The sequence below is a fragment of the Pseudomonas sp. GW821-FHT01A09 genome (assembly GCF_058986725.1).
The window spans coordinates 195,849-222,365 of record NZ_JBYSWB010000006.1 but is presented as its reverse complement, the minus strand read 5'-3'; the positions used below and the strand labels follow the sequence as shown (position 1 = coordinate 222,365).

The 26,517-nt window shown below is 64.5% G+C and carries 22 protein-coding genes; 13 read left to right on the top strand and 9 right to left on the bottom strand.

Going from position 1 to position 26,517, the window contains the following annotated elements:
* Positions 1-73 precede the first annotated feature (73 nt).
* The 5 genes from prpF to AC3WJP_RS10235 all read left to right on the top strand — a co-directional run bounded on the left by prpF (position 74) and on the right by AC3WJP_RS10235 (position 7,089).
* Positions 74-1,258, top strand: a complete 1,185-nt coding sequence (gene prpF / locus AC3WJP_RS10255) for a 2-methylaconitate cis-trans isomerase PrpF (protein ID WP_493720801.1) — start codon at positions 74-76, stop codon at positions 1,256-1,258.
* Between the two features lie 326 nt (positions 1,259-1,584).
* Complete coding sequence (locus tag AC3WJP_RS10250) at positions 1,585-3,063, top strand: benzaldehyde dehydrogenase (protein ID WP_493720800.1); 1,479 nt, start codon at positions 1,585-1,587, stop codon at positions 3,061-3,063.
* Positions 3,064-3,082: 19 nt separating this feature from the next.
* Positions 3,083-4,207, top strand: coding sequence for an NAD(P)-dependent alcohol dehydrogenase (locus AC3WJP_RS10245; protein ID WP_493720799.1), 1,125 nt, complete (start codon positions 3,083-3,085; stop codon positions 4,205-4,207).
* 64 nt (positions 4,208-4,271) lie between these two features.
* The gene (locus AC3WJP_RS10240) at positions 4,272-5,162 is read left to right on the top strand and encodes a transporter (protein WP_493720798.1); all 891 of its coding nucleotides are present in this window, start codon (positions 4,272-4,274) and stop codon (positions 5,160-5,162) included.
* A 115-nt stretch (positions 5,163-5,277) separates the two neighbouring features.
* Entirely contained in the window at positions 5,278-7,089 is a 1,812-nt protein-coding gene (locus AC3WJP_RS10235) for a sigma-54-dependent Fis family transcriptional regulator (protein WP_493720797.1), read from the top strand.
* An 87-nt stretch (positions 7,090-7,176) separates the two neighbouring features.
* Here AC3WJP_RS10235 and AC3WJP_RS10230 read toward each other — a convergent pair whose 3' ends face one another.
* The 5 genes from AC3WJP_RS10230 to AC3WJP_RS10210 form a co-directional block, all read right to left on the bottom strand.
* The gene (locus AC3WJP_RS10230; RefSeq protein ID WP_493720796.1) at positions 7,177-7,968 is read right to left on the bottom strand and encodes a 1,6-dihydroxycyclohexa-2,4-diene-1-carboxylate dehydrogenase; all 792 of its coding nucleotides are present in this window, start codon (positions 7,966-7,968) and stop codon (positions 7,177-7,179) included.
* Positions 7,969-7,979: 11 nt separating this feature from the next.
* Complete coding sequence (gene benC, locus AC3WJP_RS10225; RefSeq protein WP_493720795.1) at positions 7,980-8,990, bottom strand: benzoate 1,2-dioxygenase electron transfer component BenC; 1,011 nt, start codon at positions 8,988-8,990, stop codon at positions 7,980-7,982.
* Positions 8,991-9,036: 46 nt separating this feature from the next.
* Complete coding sequence (benB, locus tag AC3WJP_RS10220) at positions 9,037-9,525, bottom strand: benzoate 1,2-dioxygenase small subunit (protein WP_493720794.1); 489 nt, start codon at positions 9,523-9,525, stop codon at positions 9,037-9,039.
* Positions 9,522-10,886, bottom strand: coding sequence for a benzoate 1,2-dioxygenase large subunit (gene benA / locus AC3WJP_RS10215; RefSeq protein WP_493720793.1), 1,365 nt, complete (start codon positions 10,884-10,886; stop codon positions 9,522-9,524). Before benA ends, benB begins: the two co-directional genes overlap by 4 nt.
* A gap of 195 nt (positions 10,887-11,081) precedes the next feature.
* Positions 11,082-12,041 (bottom strand): AraC family transcriptional regulator, encoded by a 960-nt coding sequence (locus AC3WJP_RS10210; protein WP_493720792.1) that lies wholly within the window; start codon positions 12,039-12,041, stop codon positions 11,082-11,084.
* Positions 12,042-12,334: 293 nt separating this feature from the next.
* On the opposite strand from AC3WJP_RS10210, the gene AC3WJP_RS10205 reads away from it, so the two are divergent.
* Both AC3WJP_RS10205 and AC3WJP_RS10200 read left to right on the top strand, forming a co-directional pair.
* Positions 12,335-12,637 carry a type II toxin-antitoxin system HigB family toxin gene (locus AC3WJP_RS10205; protein WP_493720791.1) on the top strand — a complete coding sequence of 101 codons (303 nt, stop codon included), beginning with the start codon at positions 12,335-12,337 and terminating at the stop codon, positions 12,635-12,637.
* Between the two features lie 5 nt (positions 12,638-12,642).
* Entirely contained in the window at positions 12,643-13,023 is a 381-nt protein-coding gene (locus AC3WJP_RS10200; protein ID WP_493720790.1) for a helix-turn-helix domain-containing protein, read from the top strand.
* A 3-nt stretch (positions 13,024-13,026) separates the two neighbouring features.
* Here the strand turns inward: AC3WJP_RS10200 and AC3WJP_RS10195 are convergent, their stop codons facing one another.
* Positions 13,027-14,127, bottom strand: coding sequence for a glycerophosphodiester phosphodiesterase (locus AC3WJP_RS10195; protein WP_493720789.1), 1,101 nt, complete (start codon positions 14,125-14,127; stop codon positions 13,027-13,029).
* 278 nt (positions 14,128-14,405) lie between these two features.
* Between AC3WJP_RS10195 and AC3WJP_RS10190 the strand changes: the two genes are divergently transcribed.
* The 6 genes from AC3WJP_RS10190 (at position 14,406) to AC3WJP_RS10165 (ending at position 23,831) form a co-directional block, all read left to right on the top strand.
* Positions 14,406-15,134 carry a DUF4198 domain-containing protein gene (locus AC3WJP_RS10190; RefSeq protein ID WP_493720788.1) on the top strand — a complete coding sequence of 243 codons (729 nt, stop codon included), beginning with the start codon at positions 14,406-14,408 and terminating at the stop codon, positions 15,132-15,134.
* A 230-nt stretch (positions 15,135-15,364) separates the two neighbouring features.
* Complete coding sequence (locus AC3WJP_RS10185) at positions 15,365-16,978, top strand: acyl-CoA synthetase (RefSeq protein ID WP_493720787.1); 1,614 nt, start codon at positions 15,365-15,367, stop codon at positions 16,976-16,978.
* 72 nt (positions 16,979-17,050) lie between these two features.
* Positions 17,051-18,550 carry a glycolate oxidase subunit GlcD gene (glcD, locus tag AC3WJP_RS10180; RefSeq protein ID WP_493720786.1) on the top strand — a complete coding sequence of 500 codons (1,500 nt, stop codon included), beginning with the start codon at positions 17,051-17,053 and terminating at the stop codon, positions 18,548-18,550.
* Entirely contained in the window at positions 18,550-19,614 is a 1,065-nt protein-coding gene (glcE, locus tag AC3WJP_RS10175; RefSeq protein ID WP_493720785.1) for a glycolate oxidase subunit GlcE, read from the top strand. The genes glcD and glcE overlap by 1 nt, the downstream gene beginning before the upstream one ends.
* A gap of 2 nt (positions 19,615-19,616) precedes the next feature.
* Positions 19,617-20,843 (top strand): glycolate oxidase subunit GlcF, encoded by a 1,227-nt coding sequence (glcF, locus tag AC3WJP_RS10170; RefSeq protein ID WP_493720784.1) that lies wholly within the window; start codon positions 19,617-19,619, stop codon positions 20,841-20,843.
* Positions 20,844-20,924: 81 nt separating this feature from the next.
* Complete coding sequence (locus AC3WJP_RS10165; RefSeq protein WP_493720783.1) at positions 20,925-23,831, top strand: hypothetical protein; 2,907 nt, start codon at positions 20,925-20,927, stop codon at positions 23,829-23,831.
* A 78-nt stretch (positions 23,832-23,909) separates the two neighbouring features.
* On the opposite strand, the gene AC3WJP_RS10160 is transcribed toward AC3WJP_RS10165, so the two are convergent.
* The 3 genes from AC3WJP_RS10160 to AC3WJP_RS10150 are packed head-to-tail and all read right to left on the bottom strand — an operon-like array spanning position 23,910 to position 26,486.
* Complete coding sequence (locus AC3WJP_RS10160) at positions 23,910-24,563, bottom strand: methionine ABC transporter permease (protein WP_493720782.1); 654 nt, start codon at positions 24,561-24,563, stop codon at positions 23,910-23,912.
* On the bottom strand, positions 24,556-25,647 hold the full coding sequence (locus AC3WJP_RS10155; RefSeq protein ID WP_493720781.1) for a methionine ABC transporter ATP-binding protein: 1,092 nt from the start codon (positions 25,645-25,647) through the stop codon (positions 24,556-24,558). The genes AC3WJP_RS10160 and AC3WJP_RS10155 overlap by 8 nt, the downstream gene beginning before the upstream one ends.
* Complete coding sequence (locus AC3WJP_RS10150) at positions 25,644-26,486, bottom strand: MetQ/NlpA family ABC transporter substrate-binding protein (RefSeq protein ID WP_493720780.1); 843 nt, start codon at positions 26,484-26,486, stop codon at positions 25,644-25,646. The genes AC3WJP_RS10155 and AC3WJP_RS10150 overlap by 4 nt, the downstream gene beginning before the upstream one ends.
* Positions 26,487-26,517 lie beyond the last annotated feature (31 nt).

Sequence of the window (26,517 nt, the reverse complement as noted above, 5' to 3'; positions counted from 1 at the left end):
GTGGGAGCAGGGCTTGCCCGCGAAGACGCCGGTAGCATCACCGCTATCCCAAGCCTTATTCGGAGACACCACCATGCCCCACCCCGCGCAACTCCGTATCCCTGCCACCTACCTGCGTGGCGGCACCAGCAAGGGAGTGTTTTTCAAACTCGAAGATCTGCCCGCCGCCGCCCAGGTCCCCGGCCCGGCCCGTGATGCCCTGCTGCTGCGCGTCATCGGCAGCCCTGACCCCTATGCCAAGCAGATCGACGGCATGGGCGGCGCCACTTCCAGTACCAGCAAGACGGTGATCATCTCCCGCAGCCAACGCCCCGGCTTCGATGTCGATTACCAGTTCGGCCAGGTGTCCATCGATTCGGCCTTCGTCGACTGGAGCGGCAACTGCGGCAATCTGTCTGCGGCGGTGGGCCCGTTCGCCATCGCCAACGGCCTGATCGATGCGCAACGTATCCCGGAAGACGGCATCGCCACCGTGCGCATCTGGCAGGTCAACATCGCCAAGGCGATCATCGCCCACGTGCCGATCACCGCCGGGCAGGTCCAGGAAACCGGCGATTTCGAGCTCGACGGCGTGACCTTCCCGGCCGCCGAAGTGCAGCTGGAATTCCTCGACCCCGCAGCCGATGAAGGCGATGGCGGCGGCGCCATGTTCCCCACCGGCAATCTGGTCGACGACCTGGAAGTCCCCGGCGTCGGCACCTTCCGGGCGACCTTGATCGACGCCGGCATCCCGACCATTTTCATCGACGCCGAGGCGCTGGGCTACAAGGGCACCGAACTGCAGGACGCGATCAATGGCGACCCAGAGGCGCTGGCCATGTTCGAGACCGTGCGCGCCCATGGCGCCCTGCGCATGGGCCTGATCAAGCACCTCGATGAGGCCGTCAAGCGTCAGCACACGCCCAAGGTGGCGTTCGTCGCGCCCCCGGCGGATTACGTGGCGTCCAGCGGCAAGGCGGTAGCCGCGGGCGACATCGACCTGCTGGTGCGGGCGCTGTCCATGGGCAAGCTGCATCACGCGATGATGGGCACCGCAGCCGTGGCCATCGGCACGGCGGCAGCGATCCCGGGCACGTTGGTCAACCTCGCGGCCGGCGGCGTCGAACGCACTGCGGTGCGCTTTGGCCATCCGTCCGGGACCCTGCGCGTCGGCGCGCAAGCGCGCGAGGAAGACGGTCAATGGGTGGTGACCAAGGCCATCATGAGCCGCAGCGCCCGAGTGTTGATGGAAGGCTGGGTGCGAATCCCACAAGTCTGATTGCACGCCTTCGTGGGCAGAGCCCACGCCCACAGGGGGAGCGCATTCCAACCTGTGGGGGTGGGCTCTGCCCACGAAGAAACCCGCAAAGACGCCGCGCTTGGATCGTCCAGAAAGTGGACAATGCCCGCCCTCTGAACTGTCCAGCCGCTGGACACTTCACCCCCTCCTGCCACACCGCCATTGCCAGCCGGGCCCCGCCCCCAAGGCCTGCGACAAAATGGCACGCCCCCTGCTAAGACTATTGCAACACCAGCCCATCCATCAGGCGCTGGTGAGCGCTCGCGCCTCATAACGACAACCTGAAGACACGAGGGACATTTTTGATGAGCACCCCTGCCGCCACTGCAGAATTTCTCCCCGCATCACTCTGGACCCAACGCCTGTTCACCGGTACCTGGCAACCCGGCAGCGCCGCCCCGACGGCGGTGATCGAGCCTGCCACTGGCAAGGCGCTGGGCGAGATCGCCAATGCCGATGGCGGCCAGATCGGGCAATCGGCCAAGGTCGCCGCCAGTGCCCAGCGTGACTGGTATGCCCTGCCCTATGACGACCGCGCCGCAGTGTTGCGCAAGGCCGCACAACTGGCCGAAAGCAACTTCGACAGCATCGTCGACTGGCTGGTGCGCGAGAGCGGTTCGACCCAGCCCAAGGCCGCCTTTGAAACCAGCATCACCATCAAGGCCCTGTATGAAAGCGCCGCGCTGCCGTCGCGCAGCCAGGGCGAAGTCCTGCCCTCCAGCGCCGGCCGCTTGAGCCTGGCGCGACGTCGGCCGCTGGGCGTGATCGGGGTGATTTCACCGTTCAACTTTCCCTTGTATCTGGCCATGCGGGCCGTGGCCCCAGCCCTGGCCACCGGCAATGCCGTAGTCCTCAAGCCCGACCCGCGCACTGCCGTGTGTGGTGGGCTGGTGATCGCGCGGCTGTTCGAACTGGCTGGATTGCCGGCGGGCGTGCTGCACGTGCTGCCTGGTGGCGCTGACGCGGGTGCGGCGCTGACCAGCGATCCGCACGTGGCGATGATTCAGTTCACGGGCTCCACAGGCGCAGGGCGCAAGGTCGGTGAAGCGGCCGGCAGGCACCTGAAAAAAGTATCCTTGGAGCTGGGCGGCAAGAACTCGCTGATCGTGCTCGACGACGCCGATCTCGAACTCGCCCTGGCCAACGCCACCTGGGGCGTCTACCTGCACCAAGGGCAAATCTGCATGTCCACCGGGCGCCTGCTGGTACAGCGGGGTATCTACGAGCGCTTCCTGGCCAAGCTGGTGGCCAAGGCCGAAAGCCTCTCGGTCGGCGATCCGGCCAGCGGCCAGGTCCATCTGGGGCCGTTGATCAACGCTCAGCAGCGCGATCATGCGGCCAAAGTGGTCAAGGCAGCGGTCGAGGCCGGTGCCACCCTCGCTGCCGGGGGCAATTACACAGAGCTGTTTTTCGAGGCCACGGTGCTCAGCGATGTGACCCGCGACAACCCGGCCTTCCATGAAGAAATCTTCGGCCCGGTGGCCGTGGTGATTGCGTTCGATACCGATGCCGACGCCATCGCCCTGGCCAACGACACCGAGTACGGCCTCAGCGCCGCTGTACTGTCGCAGGACGTCGGCCGCGCGCTCAAGCTCGGCGAGCAACTACGCGTCGGCCTCCTGCATATCAACGATCAGACGGTCAACGACGAGGTCATCAACCCCTTTGGCGGCGTCGGCGCTTCGGGCAACGGCACCAGCATCGGCGGCCCGGCCAACTGGGAAGAATTCACGCAATGGCAATGGCTGACCGTCAAAGGTGATGCCCCGGCCTACCCGCTTTGACACCAGGAGAACAACAACAATGAACGCAACTGTCTACCGTCCCGTTACTGCAGCCGTCACACGTGGCAAAGGCGCGCCCTTCACCCTCGAAGCCGCGCAGATTCGCAATCCACGTGGCGATGAAGTGCTGGTGCGCATCGTCGCCACCGGCATGTGCCACACCGACATGATCGTGCGCGACCAGTACTACCCCGTGCCATTGCCAGCGGTACTGGGGCACGAAGGCTCGGGTATCGTCGAGGCTGTCGGGCCGCTGGTGCAGGGCCTGCAAGTGGGTGATCACGTGGTCCTCAGCTATGGCTATTGTGGCCATTGCCTGTCCTGTGGCGGCGGCCATACGGCGTACTGCCAGGAGTTTTTCGGGCGCAACTTCAGTGGTGCCGATCCCTTGGGCGAAAGCGCGTTGCAGGATGAAGCCGGTGCCCGCCTCAACGATCACTTCTTCGCCCAATCCTCCTTCGCCACCCTTGCCCTGAGCCGTGAGAACAACGCGGTCAAGGTCAGCCGCGAGGCACCGCTGGAGCTGCTCGGGCCATTGGGCTGCGGTATCCAGACCGGCGCAGGCGCGGTGATCAACTCGCTAAAGGTCACCCCTGGCAGCAGTTTCGCGGCCTTCGGCGGCGGTGCGGTGGGCCTGAGCGCAGTGCTGGCGGCCCGGGTCGCCGGCGCCACCACCATCATCGCCATCGACGTGGTGCCGTCACGCTTGACCCTGGCCACCGAGCTGGGGGCCACCCATGTGATCAACAGCAGGGACACCGACCCGGTCGCGCTCATCCGTGAAATCACCGGCGGCGGCGTCAACTTCGCCTTGGAGTCCACTGGCCGCCCGGCGGTGCTGCGCCAGGCCGTGGACGCCCTCGGCAGCCGCGGCGCGCTGGGCGTGGTCGGTGCACCGGCGCTGGGCACGACTGCGGAGTTCGACGTCAACGATCTGCTGCTGGGTGGCAAGACCATCCGCGGCATCGTCGAAGGCGACAGCGTGCCGCAGAAGTTCATCCCGGAACTGGTCAACCTCTACCTGCAAGGGCGCTTCCCGTTCGACAAGCTGGTGAAGTTCTACAGCTTCAACGAGATCAACCAGGCTGCCGCCGATAGCGAACAAGGTATCACCCTCAAACCCATCATCCGTATCGGCCAATGACTGAACGCCCGGGGCGCTCAGCGTACCGGGCTGTTCACCCATAACAACAAGAAAGGTACTTCCCATGCAGGTTTCTTCCCGCTCACGTCTGGGCGCGCTGGCGCTCGCCCTCGGTTCGAGCAAAGCCATGGCCGTCGACGTCAACGCCGGTGACTACACCGCCTTGCCGGCCGGCACCAACGTCGCCGCGTGGTACCAGCAGTACAGCCGCTCCGACCGCTTCAATGCCGATGGTGGCCCGGACAGCACAGGGCAGACGAGCCTCAAGTCCAACATCAGCATCCTGCGTCTGATTCACTTCATGGACATCGGCGGCATCACTGTCGACCCGCAGATTCTCCTGCCCTTCGGGCATGTCTATGACGCGCGTATCGGCGGGCAGTCGCTGGGCAGCGCCAGCGGCATGGGCGACCCCATCGTCGGCGCGACCTTCTGGCTGGTCAATCAACCGGCAGCAGGCGCCAGCGGCCGCTATTTCGGGATTACCCCGCTGCTGTACCTGCCGTGGGGCAGCTATGATCGCCACGACTCGCTGAACCTGGGCGAGAACCGCTTCAAGGGCGACTTGCAGGTGGGTTGGGTGGAGCCGTTGTGGGGCAAGGTGTCGATGGAGCTGTACGGCGATGCCATCGTCTATGGCCATAACGACGATGCTGGCAGCGGCAATCAGACCTTGAAGCAGGACCCGACCTATCAGGTGCAAGGCAACCTGCGCTACGACTTCAACCCGGCACAGCGCGTCGCCCTGGGCTACAGCGCCAGCACCGGCGGCAAGCAGTATCTGGATGGCAACTACAGCGGGCAGAAAACCCAGGTGCAGCAGGTGCGCCTGGAGTTCCAGCAGATGGTCGGGAGGCGCGTGCAGCTGAGCGCGCAACTGACCCACGACATCAGGGCCGTGGGTGGCTTCGAGGAAGACGCAGGGATCAACCTGCGGGCCTTGCTGCTGTTTTGATCTTGACGCTGGCGGGGGGAAGGTATATCTGAGAAAGGGTCGTGGTCGGTGCCTGTGCCGGCGCAACGCCGCAGCGCCTTACAAGCGTTCTCCCAACAATGATAGAGGTATCTCCATGGATGCCCGTGCTTTGCTGGATCAGCAACAGCTGATCCACGCGCGCCATCGCTTCGTCGAAGGCATGCCCCTACCCACCGGCCTGCTACCGGAACCCATTGCGCAATCCTGGGCCCGCTCCCGTGCCAGCGGCTTGCTGCCCTGGAACACCTGGCAGGCCGAACGCGACGATCAACTGCAGGTACTGGACGCCGCCGACCATCGCCTGGCCGAGTGCGTGCGTCCGGAGATCGATCGCCTGTGGCAACAGATCGGCGGCGCCTCGTGGACGCTGTTCTGCGTCAACCCTCAGGGTGTGATCGTCCATGCCCGCCAGTCTCGACAGCTCGACGGCCCGCTGTTGCCGTTGCAGATCGGTCGGCGTATCCAGGAGTCCGACATCGGCACCACCGCCCCCGCCTGCACCCTGGCCGAAGGCGTGCCAATGGTGGTGATCGGCAACCAGCACTACCTCAGCGAACTGGAACATGTGTTTTGCGTCAGCGTGCCGGTACGCGGCCTGCACGGCGAAATCATCGGCGCCATGGACATCACCGGCGTCGGCGAACGCCAGGCCGGTGCGGTACTGGAGCAGCTCAGCCACGCCGCCATGGCCGCCGAAAACCGGTTGTTCGCGACCTTGGGCGACTGCCGCATCCTGTCCCTGCAGCATGATCCGCGTTTGCTTGGTACGCCATTGCAGGGCCTGCTGGCCATCGACCATGCCGGACGCATCCGCAGCGCCAATCGCGCTGCTCAGCGGCTGCTGGGGCTGGAGCACTACCAGCCCGAAGGCCGTCATCTCGACCAATTGTTCGAAGCCAGCACCGCCATCGACCTGCATCGCGCGCCCCAGCAACTGACGCTCAACGATGGCTCGCGGCTGTTTGCCCGAGTGCTCGAGCAACAACGCCCGGCCGCGACCCGCAGTACGCGCCTGAATCAATCGCCCTCGCCGCTGGGGGCCGACCCGGCGCTGAATCGCCAATTGCAGCAGGCGCACAAGGCCTTCGCCGCCGGGGTGCCGATTCTGCTGCAAGGCGAGACCGGTACCGGCAAGGAGGTGTTCGCCCGCGCCCTGCACGAGCAGTGGAATGCCCAGGCGCCCTTTGTGGCGATCAATTGCTCGGCCATCCCGGAGAGCCTGATCGAGGCCGAACTGTTCGGATACGCCGAAGGCACCTTTACCGGTGCGCGCAAGGGCGGTGCCCGCGGCCAGTTGGAGGCGGCCCACGGCGGCACCTTGCTGCTGGATGAGATCGGCGATATGCCGGCGGCCTTGCAGACCCGCCTGCTGCGGGTGTTGCAGGAGCGAGAGATCACCCGCCTGGGCAGCAGCCAGCGCCAACCACTGGATGTGCGGGTCATCAGCGCCACGCATTGCGATCTGCTGCGACGCATGGCCGAACAGCTGTTTCGCCAAGACCTGTACTACCGGCTCAACGGTCTGTGCGTGCAATTGCCGGCTCTGCGCGAACGCGAAGACCTCGACACCCTGATCGAACGCCTGCGCCTGCGCCATGCCGGGCCGCCGTTGCATGCTGCGGCGCTGCAAGCTCTACAGCGCCAGCCTTGGCCGGGGAACATCCGCCAGCTTGAGCAGACGGTGCGTCTGGCCTCGGCATTGGCCCAGGGCGAGTCGATGATTCGCCTGGAGCATCTGCCGCCGCAGGTTCAACAGGTGCCCTTGGTCAGTCATGGCGATGATTTGCAGTCGGCGCTGCAACGTACGGTCAAGCAAGCCCTGGCGGCCAATGGCGGCAACATCTCCGCCACTGCCGCACAGCTGGGGATTTCGCGCACTACGTTGTACAAGAAGCTCGGACGCTGAGGGCCTCTTCGCGGGCAAGGCCCACTCCCACGATGGAACGGATTCCAATCCGTGGGCGCGGCCTCCTCCCGTGCAAGGGTTCATGATTCAGCCCAGGTCGCCGCCGCCTACGGGCAAGGTCACCCCAGTGATGTACGAAGCCTCGTCACTAGCCAGAAACAGAATCGCGCCAACCTGCTCGTCGATGGTCCCATAGCGCTTCATCAGGCTGCTGTCGATGGTCTGGTCGACGATCTGCTGATACCAGACTTTTTCATCCGCACTTGGCTCGGCGCTGTTGCGCGGGATGCGTCGTGGGGGCGCCTCGGTGCCCCCCGGCGCCGTGGCATTGACCCGCACGCCGCGCCCGGCGGTCTCGAACGCCAGGCAGGCGGTGAGCGCATTCACCCCGCCCTTGGCCGCGCCATAAGGCGCTCGGTTGACGCCACGCGTGGCGATGGACGAAACGTTGACGATCGCCCCCTGCCCTCGTTCGAGCATGCCTGGCAACGCTGCGTGGCAGCACCAGAGTGTCGGGAACAACGAGCGGCGCACCTCGGCCTCGACCTGTTCCGGCAAGTAATGCTCGAACGGCTTGGCCCAGATGGTGCCACCGACGTTGTTGATCAGAATGTCCAAGGCACCGAAGTGGGCGACGCCGGCAGCCACCACTTGCTCGCATTCGCTGTATTGCTCCAGGTCCGCCGTCAAGGTGAACACCGCGCCTTGATATCCCGGTAACTCCCGCAATTCATGCACCAGCTCGGAGCGGTCCACGGCGATCACCCGCGCGCCTTCGGCCAGCAGGCGCTCGGCGACACCGCGACCGATACCCTGTGCGGCACCGGTGACCAGCGCGACCTTGGCGCCGAAGCGCTGACGAGAAATTTGACTGCTCATGAATTGCCTCCTCAGGCCGCCGATGCCGCGAATTTTTCGTAGTAGAAATTGGCTGGCGTGATGCCCTGCTCACGGATGTACTGGCTGACCGCTTCGACCATCGGTGGCGGCCCGCACAGGTACACGTCCACATCGCCTTCGTTGAGATGACCCGGCGCAATATGCTGCGTGACATAGCCCTTGAGCGGGTGCTGGCTGTCAGGGTTGGCCACGCAGGCGCCCCAGGTGAAGTTGGGAATCTGCGCGGCCAGCGCGGCGAGCTTGTCCAGCTCCACCAGATCGAAATCGTTGGTCACGCCATAAATCAAATGCACCGGATGAGCACTGCCCTGCTCGGCAATTTTTTCCAGCATGGCGGTGAAAGGCGCCAGCCCGGTGCCTCCGGCCAGCAGCAACAATGGCCGACGAATCTCGCGCAGATAGAAGCTGCCCAATGGCCCGGCCAGGCTGAGGGTATCGCCGGCCTTGGCGAGGCCGGTGAGGAAGCTGCTCATCAAGCCGCCGGGCACATTGCGGATCAGAAAACTCACCTCGCCGCCCTTTTGCAACGAGCTGAATGAATACGCGCGGGTCTGCTCGCTGCCGGGCACCTGCAGGTTGACGTACTGGCCAGGCAGAAACGCCAGCTGATTGAGCGCCTCGCCCTTGATTTTCAGGGCGATGGTGCTGTCCGATAGCTGCTCGACGGCGCTGATCTGCGCCTGATAGGTCGCCTGGCTGACCTTGCACACCCCCGAGTCGACGGGCACGCGCACCACGCAGTCACTCTGGGCACGCATCTGGCAGGTCAGCACAAAGCCTTGCTCGGCTTCCTCTTCGGTCAAGGCGTCGTCGATGTACTCTTGTCCGAGGTCGTAGCGGCCAGCTTCGGCGAAGCATTTGCAGGTGCCGCAGGCGCCGTCGCGGCAATCCAGCGGGATGTTGACACCTTGGCGATAGGCAGCGTCGGCGACGGTTTCGGCGCCATTGGCCTGGATGAAATGGGTAACGCCATCTTCGAAATTCAGGGCGATCGTGTGCATGCTGCACCTCGCTTTTTATAAGGTTTCAGTGAATCAGGTGCATGGATCAGATGTGATAGATGTCGATGACCTGACGCACGTAGTCGTTCTTGAGCACTACTTTCTTGGCCTTGATCAGCGGCTGCTCGCCACGGATGTCGAGGGTGTAAAAGCTGGTGCCGAAGTAGCTGTCGACGGTCTTGTAGCGAAAGCTCAAGGTGTGCCAGTTGAAGCGCACCTTGCACAGACCGTCACCCTGCTCAAGCAGCTCGATGTTGCTGAGGTTGTGCGAGGTGCGGGTGTCGGGAATGCTGGCGCTGGAGCGCTCGGTCTCGATGCGGAACACGCGGTCTTCGAGACCGTCGCGGCGGCCGTACCAGATCAGCGAAATCTCCCGCTGCGGGTCCTCGGTGAGTTCATCGTCGTCGTCCCACGACGGCATCCAGAAGGTCGCGTCACTGGCGTACATTTCCAGCCAGCTGTCCCATTGCTTGTCGTCCAGGTGGCGAGCCTCGCGGTAGAGGAAGTCGCGCACCGTTTCATAGGTCATGGTCATTGCGCGGCCTCCACCGGGATACCTTTGGCCTGCTCTTCGGCCACGGCCTCGAGCATGGTCCGTTGCCAGTACTTGTGCTGCATCACGAACAGTCCTTCGTCCTCGGTGCGCACGCCGCTGAGCAGGGGTTGCAGATCGATTTCCTGGGCGGCGGCATCGGCGCCCTGGACCCAATGGGTGGCGCCACGGGACATGTCGTTCCAGGCGGTGGTGCTGCCTTGGTAGCCCATCTGGCAGGAGCGGAATTCTTCGAGGTCGTCGGGGGTGGCCATGCCGCTGACGTTGAAAAAGTCTTCGTACTGGCGGATGCGCCTGGAACGCGCCTCGTCGCTTTCACCCTTGGGGGCGATGCAGTAAATGGTGATCTCGCTGCGGTCCACTGACAGCGGCCGCACGATGCGGATCTGCGAGCTGAACTGGTCCATCAGGTAAACGTTAGGGTACAGGCACAGGTTGCGCGAGTTCTCGATCATCCAATTGGCGCGGGCCGAACCGAACGCCTGTGCCAGCTCGTCACGACGCTCGTACAACGGCCGATCCTCGGGGTTGGCCCAGCGCGTCCAGAGCAGCATGTGGCCCTTGTCGAACGAGTAGAAGCCACCGCCCTGCTTGGCCCAGCTGCCGGCGCTCATGGTGGGTGTGTCGTCGCCGGCCTCGCGTTGCTTGCGCTGGTTCTGAGTGGCGGCGTAGTTCCAGTGTACGGAGCTGACGTGATAACCGTCGGCGCCGTTTTCGGCGGTGAGTTTCCAGTTGCCTTCGTAGATGTAGCTGCTGGAACCGCGCAGGACCTCCAGGCCTTCGGGGGACTGGTCGACGATCATGTCGATGATCTTCGCCGACTCGCCCAGGTGCTCGGCGAGGGGCGCGACATCGGCCTTGAGGCTGCCGAACAGAAAGCCGCGATAGGACTCCAAGCGCGCGACCTTGGTCAGGTCATGGGAGCCTTCGCAGTTGAAGCTGTCCGGATAGCCCGCCTCGGCCGGGTCCTTGACCTTGAGCAGCTTGCCGGAGTTGTTGAAGGTCCAGCCATGAAACGGACAGGTATAGGAAGCGCGGTTGCCGGTCTTGTGGCGGCATAGCATGGCGCCGCGATGGCTGCAGGCGTTGAGAAAGGCGTTGAGCTCGCCGTTCTTGTTGCGCGCGATGAAGATCGGCTGGCGGCCCATGGTGGTGGTGTAGTAATCGTTGTTGTTGGGGATCTGGCTTTCATGGGCCAGGTACAGCCAGTTGCCTTCGAAGATGTGTTGCATCTCCAGGTCGAATAGCCGCGGGTCGGTGAACATCTCGCGCTTGCAGCGGAAGACGCCTTGCTCGTGATCTTCCTCGAGCAAAGAATTGAGGTATGCAGTTCCCAGGGACATGGCCGGGGCCTCCGTTGTTATTGTTCAGGCCAGGTCAGATTAGGATTTGACGGGGCGGCGCAATAGCCAACGGTCGCAGGCTGATATCCGCTTTGCGCCGATGAGTAGCCGTTTCTGGCACGGGCCTATCCGCTTTTCGCAGGAGGGATCGTGCAGCGGCGCCTGACGACGGTGGGGCGCCATCGTCAAGGTTGATCAGCGATGGCGCTTGAAGGTTTGCGAGGGCAGCTCGCCGAACAGCAGCCGGTAGTTTTCCGAGAACCGCCCGAGATGCAGAAAGCCGTAGTCCAGAGCGATTTCAGTCACGCTGCGCACATGGCATTGCGGATCGCTGAGGCAGGCGTGTACGCGTTCGAACTTCTTGCGGCGGATGAACAGCTTGGGGCTGACCCCGGCATGGCGCTCGAACAGGGTATACAGCGCACGGCTGCTGATCTGCGCCTGGCGTGCCAGGTCGTCAGGGTGGATATCGAGCTTGAGATTGCGTTCGATGTAATCGTTGAGGCGCTCGAAGGTCGGGTTGCGCAAGCCCGATGCCGGGCGCTGGACGTTGGTGTTCATCAGGCTGAGCATCTTGCCGGCGATGATCTGCTGGTAATGCTCCTGCACGCGCAGCATCGAATCGGCAGCTTCGGCCTCATGGCAGAGCATGCCCAGCAGCCCGGCGAAACCGTCGAGGTCGGCGAGGCGGTAGCGATTCTGCACGAAGCGTACGCCCCCTTGCGGCACGTCCCAGCGCTGCTCGCGGCACAGATCGTCGAGCACCCCGCGAGGCATCTTGAGGATGAATTTCTCGCAGTCTTCGGAATAGGTCAGATCGACCGGGTCATCGGGGTTGATCAGCAGCAACTCGCCGGGCATCAGGTACAGGTCTTCCTGGGCGCCACGGGACAGGCAGTGGCCACGCAAGAGAATCTGCAGGTGATAGATGGTGTCCAGCGCCGCCGAAGTGACCCTGACACTGGCGCCATAACTGATGCGGCACAGGTCGAGGCTGGCAAGCTTGCGGTGGTTGAGATCGGCGGCGCCCTGGCCACGATCGGGCATGCGGATACAGTGGGCACCGACATGCTGATTGACATAGGAAGAAACGGCATAGGGGTCGGCATGCTCGAACACCCGACTGCACTCACTCAGCAGACGACTTTCCATCACACGGCACTCACGGCTTGTTGTTCTTGTAGGTCTGGGTCTTCGCCCATGCTGGCAATACCGGCAGCTTAAGCCAATTCCCCGCGCAGAAGGAATAGCGGGCTGTCAGCCAGGCCGGCTATCCACATACGCTGGCAAGGATAACCGCCCGTAGAGGCAGGTTAGGCCGAACGGACCCGGCGGAGAAATACTTTGTGCCTATGTTGTGATACCCGGGAGGTATGCCGATGCGGCTTACTGCTCGGCTTCGGGACGGGCGCGTTGACCAAGTCCCATTTTGGGACTAGGATCCAGCCATGAGAATAATTGCGACAAGTCATCTGAAAGCGTTCTGGGAACGTCATCCCGATTCCGAACAGCCGCTGCTGTCATGGATCGATGAAGCAAAAAAGGCACGGTGGCTTCATCCGGGTGATATCAAGCCGCAATTTCGTGCTGCGAGCATTCTCAAAAGTCGCCGCGTGGTATTCAACATCAAGGGCAATGACTACCGGCTCGTCGTCGCTGTGGCCTATAGATTCGCTGCTGTCTACGTCAAGTTCGTGGGTACCCACAAACAGTACGACGCCATCGACGCCGATACTGTTGAAATGGAGTGATCGACATGAATATTCATCCTGTCCATACCGAGCAGGACTACAAGGCGGCGCTCAAAGCCGTGTCGCCGATGTTCGACAATGAGCCCGAGCCAGGCACCCCGGAAGGCGACTTCTTCGATGTCATGGTGACCTTGATCGAAGTCTATGAGGCCAGGCATTTCCCCCTGGACTTGCCTGACCCCATTGCCGCCATCCGTTTTCGCATGGACCAGTCGGGGTTGTCCGCCGCCGATTTGGTACCCGCGATCGGCCGACAGAATCGCGTCTACGAGGTGCTGAACGGTACCCGAGCCTTGACGCTGCCGATGATCTGGCGGCTTCACGAGATGTTCGGGATCCCGGCCGAAAGCCTGATCAAACCTTCTCGAGCACCTTGCAGCGGCTGATTTTCAGTACCCCAACCCCTTCAAGATCTCATCCACCGACCGCGTTGCCGGGCGTTTGTAGAACTTCAGCAGTTCACTGGCGCGATTGGTGAAGATGCCGTCGACGCCGGCGTCCATGACTTTCTGGTAGTCCACTGGATCGTCCACGGTGTACACGTGCACCAGCAGGCCTTTGTCGTGGGTGAGCTTGTTCATCCAGGGTTGCACCAAGTCCATGTAGCTCTGATCGCCGCCCTGAGTGAGCGCCGCCGAGGGGCCGGTACCGACGGCGCCGTTGGCCTTGGCGAAATCTATCCATTGCCCGAACTCGGCGGGGTCCTTGGGTTGCTGCCGAGCATAGTACGCCGCCTTGCTCTGGCCGCTGGCGGCGTCGAACGGCTTGGTGGATGCCGGCGTCATGCCGCCCTCGCCCACCCACAGCAACAAGATCTTCGGCACCTTGTGCATGTATTGGTCGAGCAGCGTCAGGCTGTTGCGCTCGAACGTCTGCAGGATCAGGTGATGACCGCTGGCGACGTCGCCATTGGCGGTGATCCAGCCGCGTTGCTGAAGCTTGGCGTGCAGGTCTTTTTCGATCCCCGGAAACAGCTGCGGCGCCTTGGTCTCGATATACAGGCCGGGGCGATGCCGGGGAGTCTGATCGGCGATATCGATGATGTCGTCGAGGGTCAGAATCTGCAATCCCGCATAGCCGGGCCGGGCGCGTTGGGGATACGCCTGGTTGAACCAGCTGCCGGCGTCCAGCGTGCGCAGCTCGGCCAGGGTGAACTGACTGACGGGCTGGTCCTTGCGCTCGGGAAATTTGCGGGCGATGTCGGTGGTGCGATTGAGGTTGGTGTCGTGCAGCGCGATCAACTGGCCGTCGCGGGTACGTTGCAGGTCCATCTCGAGGTAGTCGGCGCCCAGCTCGCGGGCCAGCAGGTAGGACGCGCGAGTCGACTCCGGCGCGTCGTAGGATGCACCGCGATGGGCGATCACCGCCGGCCAGGGGATGCCCGCCGCCTTGGCCAGTGTCTGGCCCGGCGCGGTGGCCGCATGAACGAAGGGGGTGGCGAGGGTCAGCGACAAGGCGCTGATCAACAGGGTTTTATGCCAGCTCGACAAGGGGACGCTCCTGCTTGGGTAGTTTTTGTGGTTCGAGGACGAACATAGTCGGTGCCGAAGATGACAGACAAATGTATCCAGGGCATCCGGTGAAACATCCAGCAACAGGCTGGGCAAGCAAGCCACTTGCCATTGCCGTTAGGATGCGCAAATACGAATGACATGCATCTGCGACTTCTGCGTCGTGGTGCTCGCAGCGCTTCAGGCCGAGACTCATTCGGTCACTCTCAGCACCTTCGTATGCCCCTTACCCCGCCCATCACTCAAGGATCCTCTCCATGCGTCACCTGCCAAAAACGCTGATCGCCGCCGCCCTGGGCGTGTTTCTCAGCGCCAATGCCTGCGCCCACGGCCTGTGGACCGAAGAACGCCGCGGCAATATCGAAGTGGTATTCGGCGACGGTGCCGAAGATGACGCCTACAAGGCCGAGCAGATCAAAAACGCCTGGGCCTACGATTCGACCGGCAAGGAAATCGCCGTCACCGTCGAGCCGCAAGCCGACCACGCACGGCTTAAACCGGCGAACAAGGCCGCCACCCTGTTCGTGGCCATGGACGGTGGTCTGTGGGCGCAGAAGCCCGACAAGACGTGGGTAGCGCAGGGTAAACGGGAAGTGCCCGGCGCCCTCGACGCGTTGCGCAGTGTGCGCTATAGCCTGGCAGTCCATGAAGAAAAGGCCAGGATAGTGGTGCCCAAGGACGTGCATTTCGTGATCGTGCCTCAGGTTGATCCACTGCATGTCGGCGTGGGCAAGGACCTGCCGGTGCAGGTGTTGCTCGACGGCAAGCCGGCCAGGGATGTATCGCTGATCGGCGACTTCCGTGGCGCACCGCACACCCTATCGGCCAAGACCGACGCCGAAGGCCGCGCCGCTATCGCGGTGCGTAACGACGGCCTCAACATCATCGCCGCCTACACCTCTCAGGACGTCACCGGCGATGCCGACGTCAACAAGAACAGCTACTTCACTTCGCTGACCTTTATCGGCACCCCCGAGCAAGAATAACCTGCAGACCCCGTAGCGAGGGGGCTCGCCCCCGATAATCGAAGCCCACACGCAACATAGTGGTTTATCGGTTTTCAAGGGCAAGCCCCCTCGCTACCCTGGCGGGTGGGCCGCTAACCTTTGGTCGACTGTCCAACAACGCACCACCGTGGCATAGTTTGCCCTGCACACCCGATGCCCGGCCCCCAAGCCGTGCACTTACAGAGCTAACAAACGCCGCAGGTGCCCGCATGTCGATCTACACGCAAGGCCTGGCCAAAGGGCCAGTCAATCACGTGGCCCTTACCCCACTCAGTTTCATCGAGCGCACCGCCCACACCTACCCCAACCACCTTGCGGTCATCCATGGCTCCTTGCGGCGCACCTGGGCGCAGACCTACGCCCGTTGCCGGCGTCTGGCCTCGGCCCTCGCGGCCCACGGCATCGGCCCTGGCGACACGGTCGCGACCATGCTGCCGAACATCCCGCCGATGCTCGAAGCGCATTTCGGCGTGCCCATGCTCGGCGCCGTGCTCAATACCCTCAACATCCGCCTCGATGCACCGGCGATCGCCTATATGCTGCGCCATGGCGAGGCCCGGGCACTGCTGGTCGACCGCGAATTCGCCACAGTGATTCGCGCCGCCCTGGCCCAGCTCGACAACCCACCGCTGGTGATCGACGTCAACGATCCCGAATACCCCCAGGGCGAGCCCGTATCGGACCTCGACTACGAGGCGCTGCTGGCCAGCGGCGACCCCGACTTCGCCTGGGCCTGGCCCGAAGACGAGTGGGACGCCATCTCGCTCAACTACACTTCCGGCACCACCGGCAACCCCAAGGGCGTGGTCTATCACCATCGCGGCGCCTTTCTCAATGCCGTCGGCAACCAGATGGCCTGGGGCATGGCGCATCATCCGGTGTACCTCTGGACCCTGCCGATGTTCCATTGCAACGGCTGGTGCTACCCCTGGACCATCACCGCCCAGGCCGGCACCCATGTGTTCTTGCGCAAGGTCGACCCGGTGAAGATCATCGAGCTGATCCGCGAGCACCGCGTCAGCCATTTCTGCGGCGCGCCAGTGGTGCTCAACGCCCTGGCCAATGCGCCGGACACCACGCCCTTCGAGCATCCCGTGGCGGTGATGACCGCCGGCGCCGCGCCACCTGCACGGGTGATCGCCTCGGTGGAAGCCATGAACATCCAGGTCACTCACGCCTATGGCCTTACCGAAACCTACGGCCCGGTAACGGTCTGCGCCTGGCACTCGGACTGGGATCGGCACAGCCCTGATGAACGCGCCCGGCTCAAGGCTCGGCAAGGCGTGCGCTATGCAACCCTCGAAGGGCTGATGGTCGCCGATGCCCAGACCGGCCTCGCCGTGCCCCAGGATGGCGAGACCCTGGGGGAAATCTTCATGCGTGGCAACACGGTGATGAAGGGCTACCTGGGCAATCAGGAGGCTACCGCCGAGGCCTTCGCCGGCGACTGGTTCCATACCGGCGACCTGGCCGTGTGGCATCCGGACGGCTATGTCGAGGTCCGTGACCGTCTCAAGGACATCATCATCTCCGGCGGCGAGAACATCTCCACCATCGAGGTCGAGAGCGTGCTTTACCGTCATCCGGCGGTGCTGGAAGCCGCCGTGGTGGCCCGCCCGGATGAAAAATGGGGCGAGACGCCTTGCGCCTTCGTGACCCTCAAGGACAACCACAGCGCCACGGCCGAGCAGATCATCCTCTTCGTGCGCGAGCACCTGGCCAGCTTCAAAGCGCCGAAAACCGTGGTGTTCACCGCGCTGCCAAAAACCTCCACCGGCAAGATCCAGAAGTACGTGCTGCGCGAGGAGGCCAAGAAGCTCTGAGCCGGCTGTGACACCCACGGTCCATGCAAGCGACAAGCCCCCATAACAACAACACCGGGTCAAGTGCTGCCGATGAACATCCTTTACGACGAACGCGTCGACGGCGCCCTGCCCGCCGTCGACCGGACCGAACTGCTGCAAGCGCTGCGCGCGCGGGTGCCGGATCTGGAGCTGTTGCATCGCAGCGAAGACCTGCGCCCGTACGAGTGCGACGGCCTTTCGGCCTACCGCACCACGCCGCTGCTGGTGGCCATGCCGCGGCGCCTCGATCAGGTCCAGGCGCTGCTGCGACTCTGTCATGAGCGCCGCGTGCCGGTGGTGGCGCGCGGCGCCGGTACCGGGTTGTCCGGCGGTGCGTTGCCACTGGCCAAGGGCGTGCTGCTGGTCATGGCGCGTTTCAACCGCATCCTTGAAGTCGACCCGGCGGCGCGTCTGGCGCGGGTCGAACCCGGCGTGCGCAACCTCGCGATCTCCCAGGCCGCTGCCCCGTTCGGGCTGTATTACGCCCCCGATCCGTCCTCGCAGATTGCCTGCTCCATTGGTGGCAATGTCGCCGAGAACGCCGGCGGCGTGCACTGCCTGAAGTACGGCCTGACCGTGCACAACCTGCTCAAGCTGGAGATTCTCACCGTCGAGGGGGAACACCTGACCTTGGGCAGCGAGGCCCTGGACGCGCCCGGTTTCGATCTGATGGCGCTGTTCACCGGCTCCGAAGGCATGCTCGGGATCATCACCGAAGTCACCGTCAAGCTGCTGCCCCGCCCGCAGGTGGCCAAGGTGCTGCTGGCGGCTTTCGATGATGTCGAGAAAGCCGGCCGGGCCGTGGCCGATATCCTCGCCGCCGGGATCATCCCAGGTGGTTTGGAGATGATGGACAACCTGGCGATTCGCGCCGCCGAAGATTTCATCCACGCCGGTTACCCGGTCGATGCCCAGGCCATTGTGCTGTGCGAACTGGACGGCGTCGAAGCGGATGTCCACGACGACTGCGCGCGGGTCCGCGAGGTGCTGGAGCGCGCTGGCGCCACCGAGTTGCGCCAGGCCCGGGACGAGGCCGAGCGCGTGCGCTTCTGGGCCGGGCGCAAGAATGCCTTCCCCGCGGTCGGGCGCCTCTCGCCAGACTACTACTGCATGGACGGCACCATCCCCAGGCGCGCCCTGCCCCGGGTGCTGCAAGCCATCGCCGAGCTCGCGCGGGAATACCAGTTGCGGGTCGCCAATGTCTTCCATGCCGGGGACGGCAACATGCACCCCTTGATCCTGTTCGACGCCAACCAGCCGGGCGAGCTGGAGCGCGCCGAGGCCTTCGGCGGCAGGATTCTGGAGCTGTGCGTCGCGGTCGGCGGCAGCATCACCGGCGAACATGGCGTGGGCCGCGAGAAGATCAACCAGATGTGTGCGCAGTTCAACAGTGACGAAATCACCCTCTTTCACGCGGTCAAGGCCGCCTTCGATGCCCATGGCCTGCTCAACCCCGGCAAGAATATTCCGACCCTGCAGCGCTGCGCCGAATTCGGTGCCATGCATGTGCATGGCGGGCAGCTGCCGTTCCCGGAACTGGAGCGATTCTGATGCTCGATCGACCCGATCAGGACTTCGCCGCGACCCTGCTCGAACAGGTCGAGCAGGCACTCGCCCATGGCACGCCGCTGCGTATCCGCGGTGGCGACAGCAAGGCAGCGCTGGGCCGCGAGACCACCGGCCAAGCCCTCGACCTGCGCCCGCACCGCGGCATCGTCCATTACGATCCGACCGAACTGGTGATCACCGCCCGCGCCGGTACGCCGCTGCAGACGCTCTACGAGACCCTCGATGCGGCCGGCCAGATGCTGCCCTGCGAAGCGCCCTTCGCCGAACGCGGTGCCACGGTCGGTGGCATGGTCGCGGCCGGGCTGTCAGGGCCAAGACGGCCCTGGGCCGGCGCAGTGCGCGATTTCGTACTCGGCACCCGGGTCATCACCGGCCACGGCAAGCACCTGCGCTTCGGCGGTGAGGTGATGAAAAACGTCGCTGGCTACGACCTCTCGCGCTTGCTGGCCGGCAGTCTGGGCAGCCTCGGGGTGATCACCGAAGTATCCTTGAAGGTCCTGCCCAAACCGCGTTGTTGCACCAGTCTGGCCTTGCCCATGGACACCGCCCAGGCGTTGGCGTGCCTGGCCGAATGGCGCCAACAGCCGCTGCCGATCAGCGCTGCCTGCCACGATGGCGAGCGCCTGCATCTGCGCCTCGAAGGCGGCGAAGGCTCGGTCCAGGCCGCCAGCGATCGGCTCGGCGGCGAGCCGCTGGAGGCGAGCTACTGGCAAGACCTCAACGCCCAGCGGCTGGCATTTTTCGCGCACGAGCACCCGTTGTGGCGCCTGTCGCTGCCCGACAATTGCCCAGCGCTGCCGCTGCCCGGCCACCAGTTGCTGGATTGGGGCGGCGCGCAACGCTGGCTGTGCTCGGCGGCCGACGAAGCGCAGATCCGCGCCGTCACCAGCGCCCATGGCGGCCATGCGATCTGCCTGACCCCGGGCGCGGCGGCGTCGCCCTTGCATCCGTTGCCCGCCGCCTTGCTGCGCTATCAGCGCCAGCTCAAGGCACAGCTCGACCCACAAGGCATCTTCAACCCCGGCCGCCTGTATCAGGAGCTCTGACCATGCAGACCACCCTCAGCGAACAGGCCCGGCAACTGCCACGCGGCGACGAAGCCGAACGCATCCTGCGCAGTTGCGTGCACTGCGGCTTCTGCAACGCCACCTGCCCGACCTATCAATTGCTGGGTGACGAACTGGACGGGCCGCGCGGGCGCATCTACCTGATCAAGCAAGTGCTCGAGGGCCAGCCGGTTACCGCCTCCACCCAGTTGCATCTGGACCGCTGCCTGTCGTGCCGTAACTGTGAGAGCACCTGCCCGTCCGGCGTGGACTACCACAACCTGCTGGACATCGGCCGCGCAGTGGTCGACGACGCGGTCGCGCGGCAGCCGGGCCAGCGCTGGCTGCGTGCCGGCCTGCGCCATGTGGTGACACGGCCGACGCTGTTCGCTGCGCTGATCCACATGGGCCAGCTGTTCAAGCCGCTGCTGCCGTCAACCCTGGGAGCCAAACTGCCGGACCGGGCAGTGGCTCGCCCACCCTTGCCGACCCGGCAGCATAGCCGACAGGTCCTGATACTCGAAGGCTGCGTGCAACCCGCCCTGGCGCCCAACACCACGATTGCCACGGCGCGGGTGCTGGACCGGTTGGGCATCGGCGTCACGCCAGTGCGCGAAGCCGGCTGTTGTGGCGCCGTTGACTATCACCTCGACGCCCAGGCCGCCGGGCTGGACCGCGCCCGGCGCAATATCGATGCCTGGTGGCCGCACCTGGAACAAGGCGCCGAAGCCATAGTGCAGACCGCCAGCGGCTGCGGCGCGTTCATGAAGGACTACGGCAAGCTGCTGGCCACCGACAGCCGCTATGCGCACAAGGCCAAGCGGGTCAGTGAGCTGACCCGCGACCTGGTGGAGGTCCTCGCCGAGGAGCCATTGCACAGACTGGACATGGCGCCGCAACAGCGCCTGGCGTTTCACTGCCCCTGCACACTGCAGCATGCGCAAAAGCTCGGGGGCGCCGTCGAAGCGCTGCTGACCCGCCTGGGTTTCGTCCTCACCCCGGTGCCGGATGGGCATCTGTGCTGCGGCTCGGCGGGGACCTATTCGATCACTCAGCCGGCGCTGGCGCGGCAGCTGCGTGACGAGCGCCTGAATGCTTTGGAGAGCGGCCATCCGCAGTTGATCGTCACCGCCAACGTCGGTTGTCAGAGCCATCTGGCAGGGGCTGGACGCACGCCGGTTCGGCACTGGATCGAGGTGGTCGAAGCCGCCCTGGCGCCGCAACCCTGATGCCGTGGCGGTACCCCTCTAGCGCCAGAGGCGCCCGGCGCGGGCCTAGGCTCGGTGTCCCTTCTCTTGAGGTACACCGACATGAACGCCATCGGTCCCCTGGAACAACTCGAAGCGCAGGATCAAGCCCTGAGCGCTGAACTGGCGAACGCCTTTTCCCTCCGCCGGTTGCTCGCCAAGCGCGTCGCCGACCGCCTGCCGAAGCTCGACACCACGCAGCTGCGCATTGGCAAACTCAGCCTGCCTGAAGCGCTGATCGCCGGACTCGACGACGACGCCGCGATTGAGCAAAACGATGGCACCGCGCTGCCAACGGCGCAGAGCCAGGCATTACTCGACTACCTGCGGCGGCTGGGCGAGCAACTGCCGCAGCTCGCCGTGGACAGCGCCGTCGGTTTCTGGAAAACCGCACGCTGGCCGGGGACCACGCTGCCGGCGCTGGAGGGCCTGGCGGCAGAGCTGCAACGCCGCTGGCGCGCTCAACTGGCCCTGCGCCAGGAGGACCATACACTGGACGCCGGCAGTATCGGGTTGATGCACCAGGCGCTGGCCAGCGCGCCCGCCGGCCTTTGGATCAAGCGCCTGTGCCTGAAAGCCGAGCCGCAAGCATCCAGCCTCGCCCTGCCGGGGGTATTCGTCATCGGCGCCGACAGTGCCCCGGCGGTATTGCTGCACAGCCTGGCCTTCGGCTTCGAACAGTTCGTCTCTTTGTCGCGCCTCGAACGGGAGTTCAGCGAGCGCCTCGACGACCCGCGCCAAGGTAGCGCCCTGCTGGCGCCGCTGACCACCGCGCAACGCCATGAGGCCCACCAGGCCGATGCCCTGGTCTTCGAGCCGCTTCAGGGCGAACTGGCGGCGACCATTGCCCGCGACCTGCGCGATTGGCATCTGCGCCATCTGCGTCAAGCGTGGCAGCAGCGCCCACTCGACACCGATCTGGCGAGCCTCGAACAGCACCTCGATAAAGGTGCCGACCTGGCGCAGTTGCTGCATCGTCGTGGCGCACTGCAAACGCGCTATGCGCTGCTGCTGGCCCGGCACATGCTGCCCTGGTTCAAGAACACCGCCGAGGATCAGAAAATCAACGCCATGCAGGCCATTCGCGAGTTGATCCTGGCCATGACCCTGGCGCGCAGCCCGGCGCTGCCCAATGCCCACCAATTCAGTCAGCGCGATGAACTGCTGGCCTTTGCCACGCGCCAATTGCGCCAGCGCATCCTTGTCGAACTCGGCATCGAGGTGGACCCACAGCAGGTGATGATCGCCACTACCCGGGCGGTCCGGACCGGGCCGCTGTTGCACCCACTGCAGCCCAGCAGCTACATCTCGGGCGTACTGCGTGACCAGGCAGGGGAATCGCTGACCCTCATTACCCACCGCCGCAGCCTGGCGGCATTGGCACTGGAAAACGTCAGCCTGCTGGATCTGGACTTCATCCTGACCGCGCGGGTGAGCCTCGATGGCGCACCGGCCCCACGAGCGCTGACCGCCACGGTGGTCAAGAAGCTGGTCCGCCGGCTCAATCTGGGCAGCAGCTATGTGGCGTTCGTACAGCAGCGACTGCTGCACGACACCGACGCGCAATGGCGGCGCGAGCGCTACCGCCATCTGGCGCTGGCGCGCATGCGCTACGAGGCCTACAAGAGCAACGCCAGCGGGCGCTTTATCGATCACCCGCAGCAGCGTGGTTTCAACTGGGCCTGCACCCTGCTCGATCATCCGCAGGCCAGCGAGCGCCAGGCATTGCCGAGTCCTCGGCGACTGGAAGTCAATCAACTGCTGATTCAGGAAGCGACCATCAGCGGCGTGCTGGTGATCACCGCGACCGCGTCCCAGGCGCCCTTCAACGTCGTGGTCTATACCCCCGCCGCGCCAGATCGCCGAACCTGGCGCGAGTACAGCAGCCGTGCCGCATTCATACAGGCCTTCACTCGCGAGGCTGCGCTGCTGGACTATCTGGTCAACCGGGCCAGCCTGGCCGAACAAGCGCGCGTCCGGCAAGCGCTGGAAAACCCGGCCGGGGGCAGCGCGCTGAAACTGGCCGCTATCGATGGCGACTTCATCGAGCGCAGCTATGACGCGGAAGTACGCCATGTCCTGGCCAATATCCGCGCACAGACCACCAGTACCGGGCGCCTGGACAGCATCATCTTCACTCAGGTCGGGCTCTCGGTACTGGAGCTGATGGCCGGATTCGCGCCGATGCCGGTGCCCTTGCTGGTGGCGCTGGCCAGGGCCTTGGGCAATCTGTGGGAGGGTCTTGAGAACCATCGCGATCGCGATGCGGCGTTGCAGCACTTCATGAGCGGCATCACTTATCTGGGCGATGCGGGCGTGAGCCTGGCGGGCTCACCGGTGTTCGCCCGCGCCTTCCGTAACCTGCCGTTGCACTCTCCTTCGGTGCTCAACAGCGCCATGGCCGTGCCACGGCAAAACACGCGCCTGCGTTACCGCATCGACGGCATCTACCGTGAGGGCGTGTACGAAACCCTGGGCGAGGACGGCGCGGCCGCCGAGTACCTGATCGAAGATCGTGCCGGGCGGCGCTACAAGATCGAGTTCGACGGCGAGTATTGGCACATCATCGACCCGCGCAACGCCGAAGCCAATCATCCGCCGCAGGTGCGCAAGAACCAGGCCGGCGAGTACGAAATCGTCTCTGACCTGTATTGGCAAGGCACCCGGCCGGACCTGACAAGGCTGCTCGCCCAGGCCCGATTGAACACAGTCCCCGACGGCCTGAATTTCAATCACCGCGGCATGGCCACGCGCAACCATCAACGCTTCATACGATTAAGCCAAGGCGTCTACGAGGTGCGCAAAAGTCTGGTGCGTAGCCGCTACCGTCTGGTGCTGCCGCAAAGCAGCGGCGTGATTTATCCAGCCACGGTGCTGCTGCGCAGGGACGCCAGCGATCGACGCTGGCAGATCATGGTCAAGCAGACGGGGATCGGCAGCCCCTGGCTGGAGCTGCCCTCCCAGGAGTAATGCCGCCGTTGAACAGTGGCCCTGCTTGCCGGCCTCTTGGCCGGCAAGCCGTGCTCCAACCGGTGCACAATCCGCTACTCACCGCGCCCGCAAATGCTGCACGTAGCGATCCCCCAGGTACTGAATGCCGCACACCAGCACGATCAGGATCGCAATCACGCACAGCATCACCTGGGTGTCATAGCGTTGATAGCCGTAACGGATCGCCAGATCGCCCAGGCCGCCTGCGCCAATGGCACCGGCCATGGCCGAGGCGCCGATCATTGCCACCAGGGTGATGGTGAAGCCGCCGATGATGCCGGGCAGCGCTTCGGGCAGCAGCACATTGAAGATGATATGTCGCCGCTCGCAGCCCAGCGCCTGGGCCGCTTCGATCACGCCGCCGCCGACTTCACGCAGGCTGACCTCGGCGATACGCGCGAAGAACGGCGTGGCGCTCAGGGTGATCGGCACCACCGCCGCCCACACACCGATGGTGGTGCCGGTCAGCAGGCGCGTCAGCGGGATCAGCGCCACCAGCAAGATGATGAAGGGCGTGGCCCGAAAACCGTTGACGATGCCGCCCAGCACCCGGTTCAAGGTCGGCGCTTCGAAGATCGCCCCGCGCGCGGTGGTGATCAGCACCATGGCCAGGGCGATGCCAGCGAACCACACCACCACACCGGAGATACCGACCATGGTCAGGGTGTCGACAAAGGCCTTCCACAAGGCTTTAAGCATGAATTCAGACATGACCGATCACCTTGGCGCTGCTGAACAGCCCGGTTTTTTCCAAAAAGGCCGCCACGCGGCTGGCCGGCGCCACAGTAGAAATCAGCAGCCGCCCCTGGGCGCGCCCCTGGATCCGGTCGATACCGCCATGCAGCAACTCCACCTGCCCGCCCAATGCCTGGCCGATAGCGAACACATCGGGTTCGCGCGCACTCTGGCCATCGAAAATCAACTCCAGCACGGTCGCACCCTTGCCCTCGCTGGCGTGCAGACGCGCCGCCAGATCAGCCGGCAGCTGCGTCGATAGCGGCGCGAGCAATGCCCGGGTGGCCTCGGCCTGGGGCTGACCGAAGATTTTCCATACCGGTCCCTGCTCCACCACGCGGCCCTGTTCCAGCACCACCACGTGATCGCAGATCTGCCGGATCACCGCCATCTCGTGGGTGATCAGCACCAGCGTCAGGCCCAGGCGCTGGTTGATTTCCTTGAGCAGCGCCAGCACCGATTGGGTGGTTTCCGGGTCCAGCGCGCTGGTGGCTTCGTCGCACAAGAGGATCTGCGGTTCGAGCATCAATGCCCGCGCAATGCCGACGCGCTGCTTTTGCCCGCCCGACAGCCGCGACGGATAGACCTTCTCCTTGCCCTCCAGGCCCACCAGCGCCAGCAGTTCGCGGGCGCGCTGTTCGATCACCGCGCGGCCGATGCCAGCGGCCTTGAGCGGCAGCGCCAGGTTCTCCAGCACGGTTTGCGACGACAACAGATTGAAGTGCTGAAAGATCATGCCGATGCGCCGCCGCAACGCCACCAGCTCCTTGCCATGCAAGGTGCCAATGTCGATGCCGTCGATGCTGACGCTGCCCTCGGTGGGCTCCTCGAGGCGGTTGAGCATGCGAATCAGGCTGGATTTGCCGGCGCCGCTGCGGCCAATGACGCCGAAGATCGCCCCACGGCGGATGCTCAGGTCAACCCCGGTCAGAGCCGTGACGGCACCGCTGCCGGCCTGGTAGGTCTTGCCCAGCTGGCTGATCTGCACATGCACCTGGGCGGTGTCCGGCGCGGGCTCGACCGCAGGCGCCAATGGTCGCAGTGGCACCACCTGGCTCATCGCGAGGCCTCTTTGGCGTCATCCAGCCAGCCCAGCGAGTAGAGTTTTGGGTTGCCGTAGGATTTTTCGATGGCTGCGCGGACCTCCGGGTCGTTCTGGAAAATCTGCACGAACTCCTTGATCGCCGGGTTATCGAGGTTCTTGCGCGCGACCACGAAACGCAGCGCATAGAGGTGGTCGCCCGGGGCGTTCTGGCTGAACAGCAAAGCGTTGTTCGGGTCCTTGCCGGCAGCCAGCATGTGCGACGGGTAGCTCTGGGCGATGGTGACGTCATTTACCACGCGGGCCAGTTGTGGCCCAGGCAGCTCGATGAACTTCAGGTGTTTGGGGTTGGCGGTGATGTCCTGCAGCCCGGCCTTGGGCCCGGCATCGGCACGCAAGGTGATCAGACCGGCCTGCTCGTACAGATGCAGGCCGCGGCCCTGGTTGACCGGGTCGTCGGCCACGGCAACGGTGTCGCCGTCCTTGACCTGATTGAAGGATTTGATCTTGTTGGAATACAGGCCGACGCGGTTCTCGACGCCATAGCCGATAGGCACCAGATCGAAGCCATTCTGCTTGTTGGCGTTGTCGAGGAAGGGTTGGTGCTGGAAGTAGTTGACGTCGATATCACCGTTGCTGAGCGCGATGTTCGGCGTGTTCCAATCACTGAACGACACCAGTTCGACGTCCAGCCCCCTGGCGGCGGCGCGCTGGGCAGCCACCTCCAGTGCGACGTTCTGCGGGCTGTCGTTGATACCGATACGAATGTGCTGAGTGGGCTGCGCGGCGAAGCCCGCCACCGGTGTGAGCAGCACGGAGAACAGCAGAGAGTGACGCAATACGGACCTGATCGACACGGCAAAGCTCCTGAAGGAAGCGATCTCCGGT